General features: G+C 40.2%; 17 protein-coding genes. 2 read left to right on the top strand and 15 right to left on the bottom strand.

Features of this window, described 5'->3' with window-relative positions; translation table 11 throughout:
• Window positions 1–133: 133 nt before the first annotated feature.
• From WAA20_RS10825 to topA, 11 genes are all read right to left on the bottom strand, one after another.
• Window positions 134–1,060, bottom strand: a complete 927-nt coding sequence (locus tag WAA20_RS10825; RefSeq protein ID WP_073387036.1) for a MotE family protein — start codon at window positions 1,058–1,060, stop codon at window positions 134–136.
• 133 nt (window positions 1,061–1,193) lie between these two features.
• A complete protein-coding gene (gene fliJ / locus WAA20_RS10830) occupies window positions 1,194–1,649 on the bottom strand; it encodes a flagellar export protein FliJ (RefSeq protein WP_073387038.1) in 456 nt (151 codons plus the stop codon).
• A gap of 111 nt (window positions 1,650–1,760) precedes the next feature.
• Window positions 1,761–3,137 carry a flagellar protein export ATPase FliI gene (gene fliI / locus WAA20_RS10835; RefSeq protein ID WP_073387039.1) on the bottom strand — a complete coding sequence of 459 codons (1,377 nt, stop codon included), beginning with the start codon at window positions 3,135–3,137 and terminating at the stop codon, window positions 1,761–1,763.
• Between the two features lie 104 nt (window positions 3,138–3,241).
• Window positions 3,242–4,273 (bottom strand): type III secretion system stator protein SctL, encoded by a 1,032-nt coding sequence (gene sctL / locus WAA20_RS10840; protein WP_081373763.1) that lies wholly within the window; start codon window positions 4,271–4,273, stop codon window positions 3,242–3,244.
• The gene (gene fliG / locus WAA20_RS10845; protein ID WP_330393619.1) at window positions 4,266–5,315 is read right to left on the bottom strand and encodes a flagellar motor switch protein FliG; all 1,050 of its coding nucleotides are present in this window, start codon (window positions 5,313–5,315) and stop codon (window positions 4,266–4,268) included. The genes sctL and fliG overlap by 8 nt, the downstream gene beginning before the upstream one ends.
• Before the next feature lie 14 nt (window positions 5,316–5,329).
• Window positions 5,330–6,958, bottom strand: coding sequence for a flagellar basal-body MS-ring/collar protein FliF (fliF, locus tag WAA20_RS10850; protein WP_073387041.1), 1,629 nt, complete (start codon window positions 6,956–6,958; stop codon window positions 5,330–5,332).
• Between the two features lie 183 nt (window positions 6,959–7,141).
• Entirely contained in the window at window positions 7,142–7,477 is a 336-nt protein-coding gene (gene fliE / locus WAA20_RS10855) for a flagellar hook-basal body complex protein FliE (RefSeq protein ID WP_073387043.1), read from the bottom strand.
• Window positions 7,478–7,664: 187 nt separating this feature from the next.
• Window positions 7,665–8,114: a flagellar basal body rod protein FlgC gene (flgC, locus tag WAA20_RS10860; protein WP_073387044.1), complete on the bottom strand. Its 450-nt coding sequence runs from the start codon at window positions 8,112–8,114 to the stop codon at window positions 7,665–7,667.
• Window positions 8,115–8,159: 45 nt separating this feature from the next.
• Window positions 8,160–8,558 (bottom strand): flagellar basal body rod protein FlgB, encoded by a 399-nt coding sequence (flgB, locus tag WAA20_RS10865; protein ID WP_073387046.1) that lies wholly within the window; start codon window positions 8,556–8,558, stop codon window positions 8,160–8,162.
• A gap of 573 nt (window positions 8,559–9,131) precedes the next feature.
• Window positions 9,132–9,914 (bottom strand): GTP-sensing pleiotropic transcriptional regulator CodY, encoded by a 783-nt coding sequence (gene codY / locus WAA20_RS10870; protein WP_073387047.1) that lies wholly within the window; start codon window positions 9,912–9,914, stop codon window positions 9,132–9,134.
• A 359-nt stretch (window positions 9,915–10,273) separates the two neighbouring features.
• Window positions 10,274–12,361: a type I DNA topoisomerase gene (gene topA, locus WAA20_RS10875; RefSeq protein WP_073387049.1), complete on the bottom strand. Its 2,088-nt coding sequence runs from the start codon at window positions 12,359–12,361 to the stop codon at window positions 10,274–10,276.
• A 639-nt stretch (window positions 12,362–13,000) separates the two neighbouring features.
• On the opposite strand from topA, the gene WAA20_RS10880 reads away from it, so the two are divergent.
• Together WAA20_RS10880 and WAA20_RS10885 are read left to right on the top strand one after the other, a co-directional pair.
• The gene (locus tag WAA20_RS10880; protein WP_073387050.1) at window positions 13,001–13,375 is read left to right on the top strand and encodes a helix-turn-helix transcriptional regulator; all 375 of its coding nucleotides are present in this window, start codon (window positions 13,001–13,003) and stop codon (window positions 13,373–13,375) included.
• Between the two features lie 120 nt (window positions 13,376–13,495).
• On the top strand, window positions 13,496–14,002 hold the full coding sequence (locus WAA20_RS10885) for an ImmA/IrrE family metallo-endopeptidase (RefSeq protein ID WP_073387052.1): 507 nt from the start codon (window positions 13,496–13,498) through the stop codon (window positions 14,000–14,002).
• 61 nt (window positions 14,003–14,063) lie between these two features.
• Here WAA20_RS10885 and WAA20_RS10890 read toward each other — a convergent pair whose 3' ends face one another.
• The 4 genes from WAA20_RS10890 to WAA20_RS10905 are packed head-to-tail and all read right to left on the bottom strand — an operon-like array spanning window position 14,064 to window position 19,276.
• Window positions 14,064–16,061, bottom strand: a complete 1,998-nt coding sequence (locus WAA20_RS10890; RefSeq protein WP_073387054.1) for a WG repeat-containing protein — start codon at window positions 16,059–16,061, stop codon at window positions 14,064–14,066.
• 46 nt (window positions 16,062–16,107) lie between these two features.
• Complete coding sequence (locus WAA20_RS10895) at window positions 16,108–16,518, bottom strand: hypothetical protein (protein ID WP_073387055.1); 411 nt, start codon at window positions 16,516–16,518, stop codon at window positions 16,108–16,110.
• Window positions 16,519–16,567: 49 nt separating this feature from the next.
• The gene (locus WAA20_RS10900; RefSeq protein ID WP_073387057.1) at window positions 16,568–17,941 is read right to left on the bottom strand and encodes a hypothetical protein; all 1,374 of its coding nucleotides are present in this window, start codon (window positions 17,939–17,941) and stop codon (window positions 16,568–16,570) included.
• 27 nt (window positions 17,942–17,968) lie between these two features.
• Window positions 17,969–19,276 carry a DUF4143 domain-containing protein gene (locus WAA20_RS10905; RefSeq protein WP_073387058.1) on the bottom strand — a complete coding sequence of 436 codons (1,308 nt, stop codon included), beginning with the start codon at window positions 19,274–19,276 and terminating at the stop codon, window positions 17,969–17,971.
• Window positions 19,277–19,365 lie beyond the last annotated feature (89 nt).

Genomic DNA, 19,365 nt, shown 5'->3' on the forward strand with positions numbered 1-19,365 from the left:
TAGTTACAGGACGTAACTAGACATGTTTAGAAATACATGGATGTATTTCTATGTCGGTGAATTCCATAAAATTTTCACGCCCCCAAAACCATTTGTTAACTGCCACCCGCAGGAATCTTCACCCCTCGAGCGTTTACGTCCCCGCCGCGTTGTCGCCTGGTAGTCCCGGAAGTCCTTCAGGTTCAAGAAGTTCCGTTACTTTCTCTGCTACATCCGTGTCGAGTTTGCCCATGATCTTAGCCCTGTCATCACTTCCCATCTGCTGAAGTATTCTTGCAACAAGGGTTATATTGGACATGTTGTTAAAGATAGCCGCTGCTTCCTTTGGTTTCATGGCAGAGAAAGTCGCAGCGTAGACTTTAACTTCTTCATCGGAAACTTCACTTGCTGCTATCTCTTCATAGATCTTTGCAGCTTCTTCAGGATCTATCATTGCGTAGTAGGATGCGTAGGCGCTGGCATCGGGGGCATTGTCGTTGTAGACTATGTCCTGATAGAACTGCTGTCTTTGCTTGTCGAATTCAGCCTGTTCTTCTTCGAAGGGTTCAAGTCTTGCCACCTCTGCGTTAAGCTTGTCTATAGTTGCGGACAAAGAAGCATTAAGCGCAAGCTGATTAGACAGTTCTCTTTCAAGAGATGCTACATAATCAGAATTATCAACAAGAACCTCTTCTGAATTTTCTTCACTATTCATCTGAGTAATCTGTGCATTTGGAAGAAGGTTCCTTATATAAGGCACGTTCTTGAGTGCAGGCGTTAATGTATCACCAAGTCCTAAGATATTGAACTTGATCATTATGGCCATAAGGAGCATCCACACAAGTATTATCAAAAGGATCAGAAGAAAAGATCCAAGGCCACCATGGATATCTCCATTAAGCTCAGCTTCCGCCTCTTCCATTTCTTTTGCACGAAGTCTCGCTTCTTTAGCTGCAGCTTTCTGGTCAGAACGTAGCTGCTTTCTATCGGCTTTAAGTTGTTTCATTGCCTCCTTAGGATCATCGGGCAATGTGTAAGCTGGTCTTTCGGGCTCTTTTTCTTTTTTCTTCTTATCAGCCATATGTCGATCCTTTCCTAGTACATAAAAATGCATCCATGCATTTTTAAACATGTACTAACTACATCCTGTAATTGGTACATAAAAATGCATCCATGCATTTTTAAACATGTACTAACTACATCCTGTAGTTGTTCTACCTGCTCTTATTGATCTTCTGTCCGTAGGTAAAGCTGGTTCTCTGGTCGCTTTCCTTGAACTCTGCATCTTTTTCTTCCTGAAGATACTCCTGGAAGGCTCTTTCTCTCAGAGTCTCCTGCATCTTGCGCTCCTGCATGTCCTTGGACAATTTAAGTCTTGCTTCATCTACTATCTTTTCAGCCTGTTCTATATTCAGTTTCTGGTCCTCAATTTGAGCTTTTACGTTTTCAACAGCATTTCTGTTAAACAAAATTTCCTGCACATCAAGGACGTTTGCCTGAAGCTCTTCTCCCTGAAGCATGTAGTCTTCAAGACGCTTTTGGAGGCGGTCCATCTTGTCGAGTTCTTCGTTAAGACGCATCTGAGCAGCACCAAACTCCATTCTGGACTGGTTTTCTGTCTTGATCTTTAAATTCAGGACACTCTGCATACTATAAACGAACTTTGCCAATATAACCTCCAGGCCACATGATCATATTTTTTCTAATTATCAAAAAAGGATGATCAAAACCGCAAAACATAACTCCAAATTCTCAAACAAAGATCTTTCCAACACCTAATATTATTCTGTCTTTTTAGGTTCATCTGGGAAAAGAGTTTCCAGCTGATCAATTATTTCTTCAAATGAAAACTTCTCATCCGTTGACTGAAGCAGAAAATCATTGACTGCATCTATCTTATCGATCGCATAGTCTATATTCTTGTTGGCACCCTTTCTGTATGCTCCGATGTTTATAAGATCTTCCGCATCATTATAAGTTGCCATTACGTTCTTAAATCTTCCTGCAGAACGCTTCTGAGCGGGAGACGCTATAGCAGACATACATCTTGAGATGCTTTGAAGTACATCAATCGCAGGATAATGATTCTTTTGCGCAAGCTTTCTGTTAAGGACAATATGTCCATCCAGAATAGATCTTGCTGTATCTGTGATAGGCTCATTAAAGTCATCACCATCTACAAGAACTGTATAAAGGCCCGTTATAGACCCTTTTTGAGATTTACCGGCTCTTTCAAGTAGCTTCGGCATTTCAGCATATACAGACGGTGGATATCCTCTTGATACAGGTGGCTCACCGCTTGCCAGGCCTATTTCTCTTTGAGCCATGGAAAAACGGGTTAAGGAGTCCATCATAAGAAGTACGTCTTTACCCTGATCTCTGAAATACTCTGCAATTGAGGTTGCAGTCTTAGCCGCCTTTACACGTTCAAGAGCAGGCTTATCAGAAGTTGCGACTACAACAACTGACCTTTGAACACCTTCTTCTCCAAGGTCTCTTTCTATGAACTCGCGAACCTCTCTTCCACGCTCTCCAATAAGAGCTATTACGTTGATGTCAGCTTTGGTGTTACGAGCAAACATTCCAAGGAGCGTTGACTTACCAACACCGGAACCTGCGAAAATACCTATACGCTGGCCTTTACCGACTGTGAGAAGCCCATCAACTGCCTTGACTCCCAGAGACAATACTTCTGATATAGGGTCTCTGGTCATAGGATCCGGAGGCTGATTCTCTACTGAATATGAGATTCCGTTTTCAAGAACATGCCCCTGACCATAGCTGGTTCCGTCAATTCGGCCAAGTCCGTCAAGAGTTTGACCAAGGAGGCCGTCGCCAACATTTACCCTAAGGGGAGACTCAGTATTTTCAACTATAGAACCGCTACCTATACCACTTGTATTCTCATAAGGCATCAGCTGGACTCGTCCGTTAGAAAAACCTACAACTTCAGCCATAGTAGGCTTTCCGGAGTATTTAACAGGAGACTCATCTCCCTTTTGCTTGGGATAGATATAGCAAATATCGCCCATCTTGGCATCGGGTCCTGCTGACTCGATGGTAAGACCGACGATATTTATTACCTTTCCTCTTGTACGATAAAAGGTCTGCGCTTCAAGCTTTCTATATCTACTAAAATCAATAAGTCCACTTGACATTATTCGCTGCTCCTATAAGATCTGGATTTTAAATTAGTATTTTAACTACCAAAGATGTTATTTATATCCAAATAATATTCTTCGACCATTTCCAATAGTATCTACTATTTTCTTCTATCAAACGAAAGAAGTTTTATCTTTCTTCCAAGTTCTTCTAACTCAACTCCTACGCTGCAGTCAAAGATTCCTCCATCTGTTTCGATGATGCACTCATTTTCTTTAAGCGTTGGATCTTCAACAAGCTCAAGTACTGTGTCAGGACTTACAACGTTTTGCATAAGCTGCTCTTTGGCATCCGTTATCATGTCATAGTCATCAGGCGAAATGTGTATAAGAAGGCTTCCGCTTGACTCTATTCTTGAAAGAGCTGTCTGGAGTAGATGAAGGATTATCTCCTTATCGTCTTTAAAAGATACATTGAACACATGCTCATAAATCCTTGTCAGTGTATCAACCATTTCAGGCTCAACCGACTGGGTCATGCGCTCGTATCTTGCCTCAAGCTCTTTTTCTTTTTTCTGAATAGTCTTTTCTACCTTATCCTCGGACTTGGCCATGCCTTCCTGAAAGCCTTCATCATAACCCTGGCGGTGTCCTTCTTCTCTCGCCTGATTCAGGATCTGATCAGCCTGCATTCTTGCATCTGCAACTATCTGATTAGCCTGAACCTGGGCATCGTTTAAGATCTGATCTATATCTTTTTGAATATTAGGCGGCATTTCATTAGGACCCCCGCCATAACCCTGGCCTCCATCATAAGATCCAGCCCCATAGGCCTCACCTGGTCCGCCATAATCCTGACCACCGGTTCCGCCCTGCATAGCACCGTCTTCGCCATCAAAATCAGACAGACTCATCTCAGAGGGCATACCGTCCATTCCATCCATGCCCTCCTGATCTTCCATCAGTCTGTCAATCGGTTCAGCAGGAATCCCTTCGTTAAAAGAGGGTTCGTACATGTCATCCATTCCATCCATGCCGTCTTCACCCTGCATCTGGGCACTTTGCCTTGCACGGCGCCGCATCTCTTCCTCATAAGACTCCTGAATCTTGATATCAGACAGCTCATTATTATCGATGATTCTTGCATCTTCACTATCAAGAGTTACCCACATGCCTTTAACAAGATTAGACAACTATATCATCACCTCCGCCCCTGGAGATTACGATCTCGCCGGAATCTTCAAGCTTTCTGATAATGTTAACGATCTTCTGCTGAGCTTCTTCAACATCCTTCATACGAACAGGTCCCATGAAATCCATATCTTCCTTGATCATAACTGCAAGACGCTTTGAAAGGTTGTTGAATATTGCAGTCTGTACCTGCTCATTAGCACCTTTACATGCAAGGGACAAATCTGAGTTATCAACATCACGAAGTACCCTCTGGATAGAACGATCATCCAGCATAAGGATATCTTCGAATACGAACATCTTCTTACGGATTTCATCAGCAAGCTCGGGCTCTTCGATTTCCAGAGTCTCCATGATATGCTTTTCTGTCTGACGATCAACTGTATTGAGGATCTCAACAACAGCATCGACACCGCCGATGATAGTGTAATCCTGGTTAACAAGAGACGATAGCTTGGTCTCAAGTACTTTTTCTACATCCTTGATAGTATCAGGGCTCGTTCTATCCATAGTTGCTATCCTCTTGGCAACATCTGCCTGTCTGTCAGGAGTAAGGGCACCCAGAATCTGCGAGCTTTGAGCAGGTGACATGTAAGACAAAATAAGTGCGATCGTCTGAGGATGCTCATCCTGTATGAAAGTAAGTATCTGTGAAGGGTCAGTCTTTCTGATAAATTCGAAAGGCTTAACCTGCAAGGATGCAGTAAGTTTACTGATAACATCCATTGCCTTGTCTTCACCAAGAGCTTTTTCAAGAAGCTCTTTGGCATATGTGATACCGCCTTCAGCAATGTACTGCTGGGCAAGACATACGCCATAGAAATCATTGATAACAGCCTCTTTTATCTCAGAACTTACAGACCTTGTGTTGGCTATCTCAAGAGTAAGCTCCTCGATTTCCTCCTCTTTCAGGTACTTGAAGATAAGCGACGACTTCTCCGGTCCAAGTGCGATGAGAAGGATCGCTGCCTTCTGCGTACCCGACAGGTTTTCTGTTAAATTCACCGTTGGCGTAAAGCCTTCCATTAAGCCTTCTTCTGACATACTTTTTCTCCCATTTACGCATAATCATCATTAAGCCAGTTACGAAGCAGGTTTGCTGCTGCTTCAGGATTCTGCTCAACAAACTCTTCGATAAGTTTTTTGGTCTCTGAACCTTGATCCATTTCGATGTTCTCAAGTGCTTCAGTTTCCTCAGGCTGAGACTCAAGAAGCTGTTCAACAGAAAGCTCTTCCGGTTCGTCCTCCACCTCTTCCTGACGCTCGGAATGAAGGCTTCTGACGATAACGAATGCAAGAAGTGCAAGGATTACAAGGATCAGGATTATCTGTAACAGATCTGTCAGGCTCATGTTAAGGCCTTCGCTGTCAAAATAGATATTCTGTTCAAAAAGACCTACAGTAACATTATCTGTGCTGATACCTGTTGCGTTAGCTACAAGATTCTGAAGCCTTACAAGTGTTGCTGCATCAATTGTTTCAGTAACATCAACAGGCTGAGAATTTGCAAGCTTAAATTCGTCCCAACTAAGTCCCTCATGATCTTCTGATTTGTAATCGTCCTCATTAAGTACTACATAATTGATCGCTGATACAGATACTGTCGAAGTGGTATAATCGATCGAGCCCGGAGGCGTATTGGTCGTTGTGATCCTTTCATTTGGAAGATAATGTGACTCTTCTTCCGTAACCGACTGGGAATAATTCTCGTTGTCCTGAGTTACATAAGTTGTGTCATCGTTTGAGTCGGTTCCCGGAACCCCCGACTCGCCGCCTGTAGAATCTGAAGAGTAGGATCTGTGCTCACTTAAAACGCCTTGAGATCCTCCTTCAACAGGTGTGTAAGTATGAATGGTGTCATCTATTGTAGAAAAATCCATCTTCAGATTGGTACCAACTTCAACGTTGTCATACATGTTGGTTCCAAGTATTACGTTTTTGACTGCCGTTCTTACTGAAGCTTCAGCCTGTTGTTTTAACGTGAGCTGAGAAGTTGCTATGCCCATTACAGTCTCATCTTCTCCGGCATAGAGCATCATACCTGTTGAATCCATGATAACTATGCCTTCAGTAGTTTCATTTCCAAGAGCTGCGGATATTATCTTGGCGATAAATGCCGCATTATCTTTGGTAAAATGCTCCGGATCGCTTAATTCAAGAAGTATACTTGCTGTAGACTCTTCCTGTGATGCAAGAAGCGTTCCGTCATCTTCCGGAACATGAAGTGTGATCCTTGCCCAGTTTACAGACTCGATAGATGCAAGGTCCTTCTCAAGCTTTTTTTCCATATAAGTTACGTACTTCTTCTGTTTATCAGATTCTGTTGTGGTAAAAGACGAATCAGTAACTTTATCAATTGTATAGTCATCAGCCTGAACACCGTTGGCCGCAAGAAGTAGTCTTGCATCCTGCTGATCCTCTTCACGGACTTTGAATACAAGTGCATCTTCCGACAGCTGATAATTTATATTGTTCTCTTCAAGAAGATCTCTGATCTCAGCAGCCTGCTTCGTATCATCCGCCGTAACCAGGGTGATGTACTTAGGCTGTGAAAAGATCAGCAAAAGAACAGCCAATGTAACAAGCGCACCGGCACCTACTGCTACTATCATTGTCTTTTGTTTGGTGGTAAAGCGGTTCCACCACTCTTTAATTCTGTCGAGAATTGCTTTTAATCTTTCAGGCATACTTACTACCTCCCCTCTGAGGTATGCTTAACTCCCATTAAGCGAGAAAACAGTTGTATGTAAGCAACCGGATACAGGATGTATCCTGAGCCTGTTCAGAAATGCATGGATGCATTTCTAGGCAACGGATACAGGATGTATCCTGTGCCTGTTTAGAAATACATGGATGTATTTCTAGGCAACTTAGAATTGCATCTGCATAAGCTGGTTGTATGCTGTAAGCACTCTGTCTCTTACTGCGACAGTATACTGGAGTGCTGTTGAAGCTTTATTTAAAGCGATAGTCAGATCGTGAGTATTCTTGGCCTGACCAAGAGACCATTCTATCTCTGCATTTTCTGCATCAGAAAGATAAGCATTGGTCGTATTGATGTTATCGATGGTGGTAGCAAGAATTCTAGAAAAAGTATTACGATCATCTTCGGGTTTACCCATAGGATTTCTAACACGGCTATTAGCTATCTCCGCAGCTTTTACCGCACCCGATGTGACATTTGTAAGAGTAGAAATATCAGCCATCAGCCCTCTCCTTTTTAGCGAAAACAAAAAACTTGTTCATGGAGATTAACAAGCTATTCACTAGCCTGCATAAATTCTCCCCCCGAACAAGTTTTCTCCGCCCCTTAGTGCCCCTAACAATTAGTTCTTTTACCCTGAATAAAACATTACCGTCCCGACCTGGTTTTTAGGTTAAGCGGTTGATTTATCAACCTCCCCTACCCATTGTAAGTCCCATCTGTGCGATCTGCTTACTTGCGTTGAAAGCAGTGGCATTAGCCTGGTAAGCATTGCTCGCATCGATGAGATTGGTCATCTCTGTAACAATATTAACGTTTGGATATGTAACATAACCATCTTCATCTGCATCAGGATGTGAAGGATCATAGACTATATTCATCTGTGTCTTCGTATCTTCCTGAACAGTTGTAACTTTAACACCCTTACCCGAGTAGTGATCAAGTTTTTGATTAAATATCTTTGTAAAAGGAGTCTGTTCTCCTTTTTCTGAGAAAGTTACAACCTTACGTACATAAGGATCTCCGTCTTCATCACGGGTTGTATTAGCATTAGCTATATTCTCAGAGATTATGTCCATCCTAAATCTCTGAGCCGTAAGACCTGATCCATTGATATCAAATGATGTAAATAAACTCATATAACACTCCTAAATATTCAAAAACCGCAATCCGTTTTTTCAACTTTATGATGGTGCCCTCATAGCTGTCTGAAGATTTTGGAACTCATTAGTAAGACTTGCAATTACGCCCTGATATTTGAGCTGGTTGGATACAAGTTCTATATTCTCCTGCTCCGGATCTACGTTGTTCTTATCAAGACGATAGGAATAATTAGCGCTGTCTAAGAAGGATCTTCCTTTAATTTTAGTTCCGCGAAGATTTGCAACCTTTTCATCAAGTGATTTAAATTTCACGTATCCAAGAGCACGTCTTAGTTCATTCTCAAAATCAATATCTTCTCTTTTATAACCGGGAGTTGTTGCATTAGCAATATTATTGGCAATGATCTCATTTCTGACCCATGCCGCATCAGCCGTTGCATCCAGAACATTTATATAATCGAAAGCATTGGAATTAATCATACGAACCTCTTTTTCCCGCTCATTCCGCGGCCCAAAAACACGTTACCTGCAGTATACAGCTCCTGCTACTTAGCGTTTCTCCCATCCATGGAATAATTATCGCAAAAAGAGTAATTAATTATCTGATTATTCAATATTTATGATAAAACTTTTACCTGCAAAATGCAAGTATTGTTATCACTTTATTGATAATTATTACTTACTCACACGCTCCCCGCCACCTATAAAAAGGCTCGATAATCATACGCCGTCACCTATATTTCGGCCAAAACATCAGCATTCATTAGACTTAATCCCCGCTTCCATAAACAAAGTCCTTCCCAACGCACCTCGCTCACAAGACTTTTTGAACGAAGTGCAAAAAAGTCTTGATGCTTGAACGCAAAAAAGCAGGGCTATGGCAGATAAATTCATAAGCCGATTTTGAAAAAAATCCTGCTTTTCCTTATGTTATTAGGAGCTGAAGTACTGCGTGTCCACGTAAGCGGATAATAACATTAGGAAAATCAGGATTTTTTTCACATGAGGCTTATGAATTTATCTGTCATAGCCCCGCGGCTACGACCATCTACATCACTTAGATTCTTTCTTAAGCTTTTTGACTTCGTCAAATACCACGTCGTTGAGGACCTTGATGTAAGTTCCTTTCATTCCGGAACTTCTGGACTCAATGACGCCTGCACTCTCAAACTTACGAAGTGCGTTAACGATAACAGAACGTGTGATTCCGTCCCTGTCAGCTATCTTGCTGGCAACAAGAACGCCTTCCATACCGTTAAGCTCATCGAATATATGCACGATAGCTTCCATCTCTGAAAATGAAAGTGTGCTGATCGCAGACTTAACAACCGCGATCTTACGATTCTCTTCTGCGCTCTCTTCGTTAACTGCACGAAGCATTTCAAGACCTACAACAGTAGTTCCGTATTCGCACAAAATGATATCGTCAATTTCGTAGGACTGCTCTATCTTGTAGATAAAGAGTGTTCCAAGTCTCTCACCTGCAATATAGATAGGTGTGATAATAGCCTGATAACGATCCGATTCCTCAGAATCAAATCCAAGCGTTGTCAGATTTACATTCTCTTTGGTCGAAAGAATTGTAAGAAGTCTTTCATTGAGCATAGGATCTACAAAACTTCCAACTTCTCCAATCAGAAGATCCTTGATCTCCGGGATCTCATTCCTTGTGGAAGTTCCGAGTACCTTACCCTTTTTACTTATAACGAGAACATTTGAAAGAAGAATCTCTCCAAGTACATCACAGATGTCGTTAAATACCACCTTGCCGGAATTAACGTTATGAAGAAGATTACCGATCTTACGAGTCTTGTCTAGAAGCTGAACGCTGCTCATGAGAACCCTTTCTGTAATTGTTGCTAAACATTATCTGCATCAAAAAAGATATCTGAAAATAGAAGCAAATATATCATTATGACTTTGCAGGCAAATACACAAAGTCATAATTATACATTTCTAATACCTATATCATTATAAACACAAATAAATCATAAATCAATCGAATAAAGCAAACAAATGCAACAATTTACATTAATGTTCTGACAATTATCGGTATTTGGTTATCAGCCTTGCCCTGCACATTGAGTGCTGTGAACATATCTTCTTTTAATAGTTCAAAAAAACACTTTGTCTTAATATTGATCATGCAAAAAGTCCTATAGCAGTACATTTCTGCTATAGGACTCTATTATTTATCAGTCTTTATTTTCCTCAGGCTTATCCATTACGAAGCCGCATTCCTGGTTAGCGCAGGCAAGTTTGTTGCCCTTTTCAACCATGTAGCCGCCACATGTAGGACATTTTGTCTTAGAAGGCTTAGCCCATGACATGAATTCGCAATCTGGGAAGCCAAGACAGCCATAATAGCGTCTGCCCTTCTTTGTCATCTTGATGACTATGTCCTTTCCACACTCAGGACACTCTACGCCGATCTTCTCGAAGTAAGGCTTTGTGTTACGACACTCAGGGAATCCTGGACATGCAAGGAATTTACCGTGAGGGCCATACTTGATAACCATGTTACGGCCGCAGTTCTCACAGACAACGTCTGTCTCTTCATCTGCGATAGTAACTTTTTCAAGCTCAACCTCTGCCTTCTTAACAGCATCATCAAGATCAGGATAGAAGTTCTCGATGATAGTCTTCCACTTAACAGTTCCCTCTGCAACGCCGTCAAGGAGTGTCTCAAGGTTAGCTGTAAAGTTAACGTTAACGATCTGGCTGAACTGGTCGTTCATAACCTTATTAACAGCAAGACCAAGATCTGTTACGAAAAGATTTTTTCCATCCTTGGAGATATAGTGACGAGCAAGGATTGTTCCGATTGTAGGAGCATATGTAGATGGACGTCCTATTCCAAGCTGCTCAAGGTCATGTACAAGTGAAGCTTCTGTATAGTGAGCCTTGGGCTGTGTGAAGTGCTGCTGAGGATCGAATGATTCGAACTTAAGGACTGACTTTTCATCAATGCCTTTCATAAGTGTGTTCTTCTCAATTTTATCTTCATCATCTGTATATACGTTCATGAAACCGTCGAATACAGTTTTGGATGCAGCTACTGTAAAGCGGTGAGTTCCGGCATCAATACGAACTGATGTTGTCTCGTACTTGGCAGGAGCCATACGGGAAGCCATGAATCTGCGCCAGATAAGCTGATAGAGACGGAACTGCTCTCTTGTAAGATAATCCTTAACTACTACAGGTGTTCTGTTTACATCTGTAGGACGGATAGCTTCGTGTGCATCCTGTATCTTCTGAGCATTCTTAGCTTTAGCTTCGCCTTCTGCAAGGTACTCTTTTCCAAAGTTCTCTTCGATATATCCTGATGCTGCTGCGATAGCTTCGTCAGAGATACGTGTAGAATCGGTACGAAGGTATGTGATTAAACCTACAGTACCACTACCCTTAATATCAATTCCTTCATAGAGCTGCTGTGCAACGCGCATTGTCTTCTGAGTACTGAAGTTAATCGCCTTGGAAGCTTCCTGCTGAAGTGTTGATGTTGTAAATGGAAGCGGAGCTTTCTTTGTTCTCTCGCTCTTCTTGATCTGTGTGATCTTATAATCTGCACCTTCCAAAGACTTTACAAGTGCTTCAAGCTCTTCTTTGGATGCTATCTCTTTTTTCTCATCGCCTTCACCATAGTAGTGGGCAACGAGAGGTTTCTTCTCGCCTGAAACTCCGAGATTTACATCAAGGCTCCAGTATTCCTTAGGAATGAAAGCATTGATCTCATCCTCTCTGTCGCAGATGATTCGAAGTGCTACTGACTGAACACGGCCTGCAGAAAGACCACGCTTGATCTTATTCCAAAGAAGCGGGCTTATGCTATAACCAACGATACGGTCTAGGACACGTCTTGCCTGCTGAGCATCAACAAGATTCATGTCGATATCTCTTGGGTGCTTTAATGCTTCCTTAACAGCATTCTTAGTGATCTCGTTGAAAGTTACACGAGATACCTTCTTGCTGCCCTCTCCAAGTTTAAGTGCTGATATAAGATGCCAGCTGATAGCCTCACCTTCACGGTCAGGGTCAGTTGCGAGATATATGTGATCTGCTTTTTTAACTTTCTTACGAAGATCTGCCAGAAGATCTCCCTTACCGCGGATAGTTATATATTTTGGCTCATAACCATGCTCAATATCTATTCCCATCTGAGATTTGGGAAGATCTCTTACATGTCCGTTGCTCGCCGCAACGTCATAACCGCTTCCAAGGAACTTCTTGATTGCCTTGACCTTGGTTGGTGACTCAACGATGAGTAATTTGTTTCCTGCCATTTAATAACCTTTCTGCAGCCAATTGCTACAATGTATTTTTAGTAAAAAGATGTGTTCGAAGTCATAAATAATCCGTCAATTTAAGATTTAATCTATAACACGAACAAATACAATGATGTGTTTCTTCTATAATAAAGCGAATTGCTTCATACAAGTCAGAACTATACTCTAATTTTTTTCATTTGGCAACTTATAAAAAAAATTCTTCTAAAATTCCTTATATATCGTTAATTTTTTACATATACAAAAATGCCGCAATATTCAGTGTTTGAACAAAATCATACTGCATCTGTGTTTAACAATTTTCAGCAAAATCATGAGAATCTGTCATTAGAATCTTTTTACACTCCCCAAAACTCTTAAGTTATCTCTTTGTTATTTATATTATTAGCATTATTTTTGCTTGTCACGCACAAATAAGCACAGGCTATTTTCCTCTTTTGGCTTGCTAAATGCTTTTCTATACTGTATGATAGTTTTAGCATTTCAACTTCATCATTCGGATGATACTTTGATAATATGCTATTTTCAACATTTCCAATATTTAAAGTTTTCCAATTAACCATCTATGGAATCCGCAGTTAATTTGTATATGAGCTGATATATCAGCTGTTAAACTAATTTGGAGGAGATATACTCATGTCATTTGGTCAAAAACTTAAATCAATCAGAAAAGAAAGAAAAATATCTCAGACAGAACTCGCAGAGGCTTCAGGTGTAGCTCAGAGAACTATCTCATCTTACGAGACAGACCTTAGCATCCCCCGTACATCCAATCAGCTGCGCAGGATCGCAGACGTACTGGGCGTAACTCCTGCTGACCTTGTAGCAGACGATGACAGATTTTTAATAAGCTCTGAAGAAGTTGAAGAGAAAGTTGAAGCAAAGCGCCTTGTAGCTGAACTCACAAGTCTTTTTGCAGGTGGCAAGATGGATGAGGACGATATGGATGTTCTCATGCTCTCTATGCAGCAGGCTTATGTTGAAGCTAAGAAGAAACACCGTAGCAACTGATCCTGTCTGCCAACATAAATGACGATTGATACTTAAACTTAAGGATCACTTTGATACGTCAAGCTAAACAATAACTCATTCTGATCACGTTGATAATAACAATTTCATTTTTCCAAGACTATGTATTACGATAACGATCATATAATAAAAGAGGCACGAGGCCTTATTAAAGAAGCCGGGGCATCAGATCCCGCCTTACTTGCAGATTATCTTGGAATAATCATAAAGCCCGTACCTTTTAAGAAGCAAAAAGGGGTATATCAGGTTATTGAAGATATACCTTTTATATTCATCAAAGAAGACCTCGCTCCTGAACTCTACAACATTGTAATCCTGCATGAAATAGGCCACGACCGTCTCCATAGAGACATTGCACAAGGCTTTGCAGAATACAACCTGTTCGATATGCAGACAAGCCGTATGGAGTACGAGGCCAATCTTTTTGCTGCAGAAATTTCCCTTCCTGATGACGAGCTTCTTGATTATATCTATCAGGGAATGGATGCATGTACGATCGCAAAGTGTATGGATTCTGATATCAATCTTGTAGCCTTAAAGGTTTCAGATATGATAAGACGCGGGTACAATTTTAATCCCGTAGATCATAGGAATGATTTTCTAAAATAAACCAGCCTCATAGAGACTGGTTTTCTTGTTTTGTAAGTTTTAATTTGTCCGCTCTTCGTCACTAATGAAGACCCCCTATAGTCCATCTATCAAATACAAGTTCTCCATTCATGTCAACGTAATTATACAATGTCAATCCATCAACAGCTTCTTTAGATACTTCGATCAGCTTATAGTCACTATTATATTCTTCGTATCGATACCCTGTTTCGATAAGTTCCCCATCACAATGCATGATCGAAACATTATTTGATCCTGCTTCTACAGCGATCACAACAGGATTTTCATATAGTTCAAAACCATCCAGTACCTGAATTTCGCTATATTCTCCGCCTATTTTATCAAGTCCGTCTCTAGTCAGAAAAACCCAGTTATTATTATAGGTATCGTTATCCCTCGCCAAAACATATTTAATACTACCGGTAGAATCCTCATAACCATAGAATTCATCATATCCTGCACATTCAAATAGCTCATTGCCATTTCTATCGATAACTACAGCATTATAAACTTGCCTGTCTGAGGAATTGCTTTTTCCAATTACGACAATATCGCCATGATATTTATAACTTCCCAGGTTAGTATAAACGCTATCTGCATTTAATCTATTGCCTTCAAAATCATATAGCTCAATTTCATTAGGTTTTTTTGCAAAAAGAAGCTTATTATGAGAATCGATAATTATATAATCAAAGCTTCCCCATCTGCCAAGAATATACTCTCCTTTATAGTTCACAATGGTCTTCGAACCTGAAAACTTTCTGGTAAGCGTAATAAGCTCATAATCAGAATTGTAATCATCATATGCGATATAATTAGGGCTTACTATGATTTTGCCCTTGTCATTTATAAATCCATAGGTCCCCGTAGCTTCAGAATAAAACGGCGCGATATGATTCTCAAAATATGAGCTTTCATGATCGTTAAAATCGCTGCTGCGGTACATTCGAATATTACCATCGAAAACAGACTTCTCCTGCCATGTAATATTTGAATGATATTCCAAATACGATTCATAATTACTATAACTTTGGCGCTCATTTAAGTATTCATCAAATGCGTATATAAGCAGATTCATCCTGCCCGATCTTCTTTCCATTACAAAAGGAGATACTGTAATCACGTTTTTTCCATTCGTGTCTATAAAGTGACCTGAATAGTCCCATGCAATCCCGTAGTCATCAAAGATCAGGTCATTCCCATAAACAGCACCTGTCTTATCACCGGTTTCAGAATCCACAATGCCGTGCCACTCCATGTGAAAACCAGTCCATTCAGGAAGCCAGTTGGTCAGCGAATACTCTTCCCTGTTATCTGAAATTATTCCTAAACGCTCTGAAGAAGATCTAACTGTCTGTTTACCACTTTGAGTTGTAAGTTCATATTGGCCAGGAACTCTTCCATATCTTAGAAACAAGAATACACAAGCTAATAAAACTGTAACCGCAAGCGCAATCTTATTCCATGTATTGGATAGCTTAGCCTCTGCCTTCATATCAGTTTCTGCTTTATCTGCGCTTGCACTCTCTAACGCAAGCATTTGAGGCTTCCTAAGTACATATACCTTTATGAGCAGTCGCAGTACTATAAGTGTATATAAAAGAGCCAAATGTCCAATCTTGAGATAAAAAGCAAATAAAACAACGCATCCAACGTTTCCAAAATACCATAAAAATCCTCTTTGCGTATATCTGCTGATCCTTGCATAGACTGTCCAGTCTAGTACAAATTTGATCACTAAAAGACCTATCAACATCCACAACGCAAGACCCGTGAGACTTGTCATGGTAAAAGAAACAAACATCTCAAAAAGATCGCATGCTATTATCAGCCTGAACAACAAATCCACCTTGGATTTTGCATTATCATCAGGTTTTTCTCCAGATCTTAGGACAAAGATACATATAGCAATCTTAGCTATGTAAAGAAGATAATCCAGATATTCGCCAAATATTCCTCGCTGGTAATTTATCAAATGAATCAAAAGATTAAAAGAAGTAAAGCATGCATATGCATACAAAGGTTTTATTTTTGTAAAAAGAGATTTTATTCTGTCCACGTCAATTCTCCAATGTTAACTTAATCTGATCAACCTTCTCTTTTTTCTACATAAAACGCATCAAAAGCTGTCCAATAATAAGCGGAGGCACAAAGGCAATAGCCAGGTACTTAGCTAAAATAGGGTACTCCACTTCACGTGATATAACGCTAAGCTGCTCTACATTAACTTTCACCCATTCTACGCTCTCGCAATATGGGCATGGGCATTTTCTCTGTACTTTGTACACATGTTTGTTGGGAGTATAGACCCTTACCTTCTTCTGCAAACGAGACGTTGTAATAAGATCCTTTACTGTCGCTTGAAAAGTCCTCTCACACTTTGTACAGGTAACTTCTATAGTATCAGTGCGCTCACACATTGCCTTCTTGGCAAGTATCATTCCCTTTATAGAAAAAAATAGAAGCCATCCAAGCATACATGCTGAAAATATAATACCAAAAATAATATTTACCATAATCATTCCTCTAACAAAGTCGCACAAAACTCAATTTTCATGCCGCTTTTTATAAAATCATAAAGATTTCTTTTCCTACAGCAGGGAACTCATCTTCTATCTCTGCCATATAGGTTATAAGGTAGTCCTTGATACCATCAATATCCATGCCACTTCCCATGGTATCGCCCATGTCAAGTTGTCTGCCGATCTGGTCAACACACATGATCAAAGTATCCACATCCACTTCTGTGTGTAAAATATGATCAGCAACTTCAAAAAATCTCTTATGCCTAATGGTTCCAAGAGCTTTTATCAATAACTGAAGGTCATCCAGATACGAAGCCCCGGCAGCTCTTGGGACAATCTTTGTACCAGTACCTTTACCATACACTAGCCCGTCAATCAGCTCATCATCTATTTTACCAAAATAATCCACACACCCTTTTTCAAACACTGTTGGATACTGCCTTGCAAGTTCCTTGGTGTCAAAAGAAAATGCTGTATCATCGGTAACGTTAATCTCTTTATAGGTTTTCTTCACCCTATCCTTTCTGCCAAGTCTCGCGCGAATCCATTCATATATAGGTTCATCATTTGGCAGATCTTCAAGTCTAAATTGCACCTCATTAGCAGAAAGATATTTCTCTTTCTTACCCTCACCGTAGTAGCAATTAGAAATAACAACCGCACTGACTTCTCTATGTTCCATAGCTGCTGCCATAGCCTTGTGATGACCATCAATAAGCGCTGTAAGATTACCATCCATGTAATAGGCAATTGCTCTGCTACCTTTCTTATCCCTGTAATACTCAGCTCTCTCAGGATTATATAATCTCTTTGGCTGTGTACCTATAGTATAGTGCGGTATAATGCTTGCATAGTTGCCGTCGCCAAGATAGCAAATACATGATCCCAGTAGTGCCTTATCTTCATTTGGAAAATCCCAGAACAGATTTTCATTACCATCAGTTGGATAAAGCTTTGTATCCCAAAGACAGTAAAAATCTTCTTCTAAAAGCCCCAGCAGCGGTTTCATCTGCTCAACTACATCTTCAAAGAGAGCTCCATCTTCGTTTATCGCATCACAGGAAAACTCTTTTGTCTTCTCCAGATCATAACCACTTTTTACTATCTTCTCACATGTCGGACAATAATACCCTCTTCCCTGAAGCTGAAAAAGAGGTGTATCTCTAAACATCAGCGTACCGAAGCTCATTTTTTCATAATCATAGTAGTACTCCTCATGGAGAAGCCCTTTACCATTTTCAACATACAAAAGGACTCCCGGAGCAAAGAACTTTCCGCCCTTCTCCCATTTGTAAAGGATATGGATCTTGGGGTCTTTGCGAGAAACAGCCTTGGTTTCTTCCGGGATTATGTCTTTAGTATCATCTTTTTTAACAAGGGATATAATACCTTTTATATACTTATCTATATTCATCTATCTTTGCAACTCATAATATGAATATTAATCTTTAAGGCATCCTATTGGTATTACCTTTACGCCATTATCAGTAGTATATGCCATTGGTGCTGTAGCACATATTATTATCAACTCCTCCGGTTCTCTATAAACAGGGCGTGGATGCTTTTTATTTTCTAATGCAGATTCATTATGCGCTTTTATAACATCTCTGAATTTCAGCAAACCTTTCTCTGCTTCCGGAATCTTATTAGCCCCTGTTTTAATCTCAATCAGTGCATACCTTCCATCATCCATCTGATACACAGCATCAGCTTCCAGTCCGGTACTATCTGCATAGTGCAGGATTCGTGCGTCGTGAGCATCGGCATACACAATAAGATCTCGTAAAACAAGGTTTTCAAATACATGTCCAAACATGTCCAGATCATTATTAAAATAATCAGGCTTAATATTAAGAGCACTCAGGCCAATAGAAGGATCTATAAAAATATGTTTCTTAGCTGCTCTTATAGCTGTTTTCGAACGAATTTGCGGAGTCCAAGCATCAATATCCTTTATAACAAATAATTGTTCCAGTTTATCAATATATGAAGCAATTGTATTGTCAGAAACATTATATTCAGCTTTGACATCCGCATAAATACTTGTTTTCTTGGCACAAGTCGCCATATTTCTTGCATAAGACCACAGAATAGTTCTGGTAAGCTCAGGATTTCTATTAACTTTATCTATTGCACTTATATCTTTCTTGTATATCTGATTAAAATAGTCTTTGGCAATTTCAAGCTTAGCAGAATCCTTTTTAATAGCCAGACATCTAGGCCATCCGCCTCTACATGCAGCAAAAAACAGATCATCTAGTGATAAATTCGATTGAATTCCATCAATATCATATGTCTTGTCTGTTATAACCTTGCTAAGAGATACGCTCCCGTTTGACTCTCCCGTTTCTGACAGTGTCATAGGAAGCATAAGAAGTTCTGTAATTCTACCAGTTCCGGAATGAGGAGTATCTATCTTCCTGGATGTAGATCCTGTCAAATAAAAATTACCAATATCATCAGGGTTATCATCGCAGTCCTTACGTATTGTCCCCCATATTTTGGGCGCATCTTGCCATTCATCAAACAAAATAGGCTTGGGGTTTTTCAAAAATAGTCGTGGTGACGTCTCAGCAACTGCCAGATAGCCATCTCGTTTCTCCTCATCTTGAAACTCAATGATAGTATTACATCTTTCTTTAGCTGTTCTTGTCTTACCACAGCCTTTTGGTCCAACTATATTGATCGCATTAAACGCCTCAATTTTTCGATTGATTTCACCATCAACAATTCTCTGAATATATTCCATAAAAGCGCCTCTCCTCTTCTATATGGAATTCTAGCATTATTACAGCATTTATTCAAGTTCATTTGGTGTTTTTCGGCACTTTTATTTGG

It is taken from the genome of Butyrivibrio fibrisolvens, assembly GCF_037113525.1.
Classification (GTDB): domain Bacteria; phylum Bacillota; class Clostridia; order Lachnospirales; family Lachnospiraceae; genus Butyrivibrio; species Butyrivibrio fibrisolvens.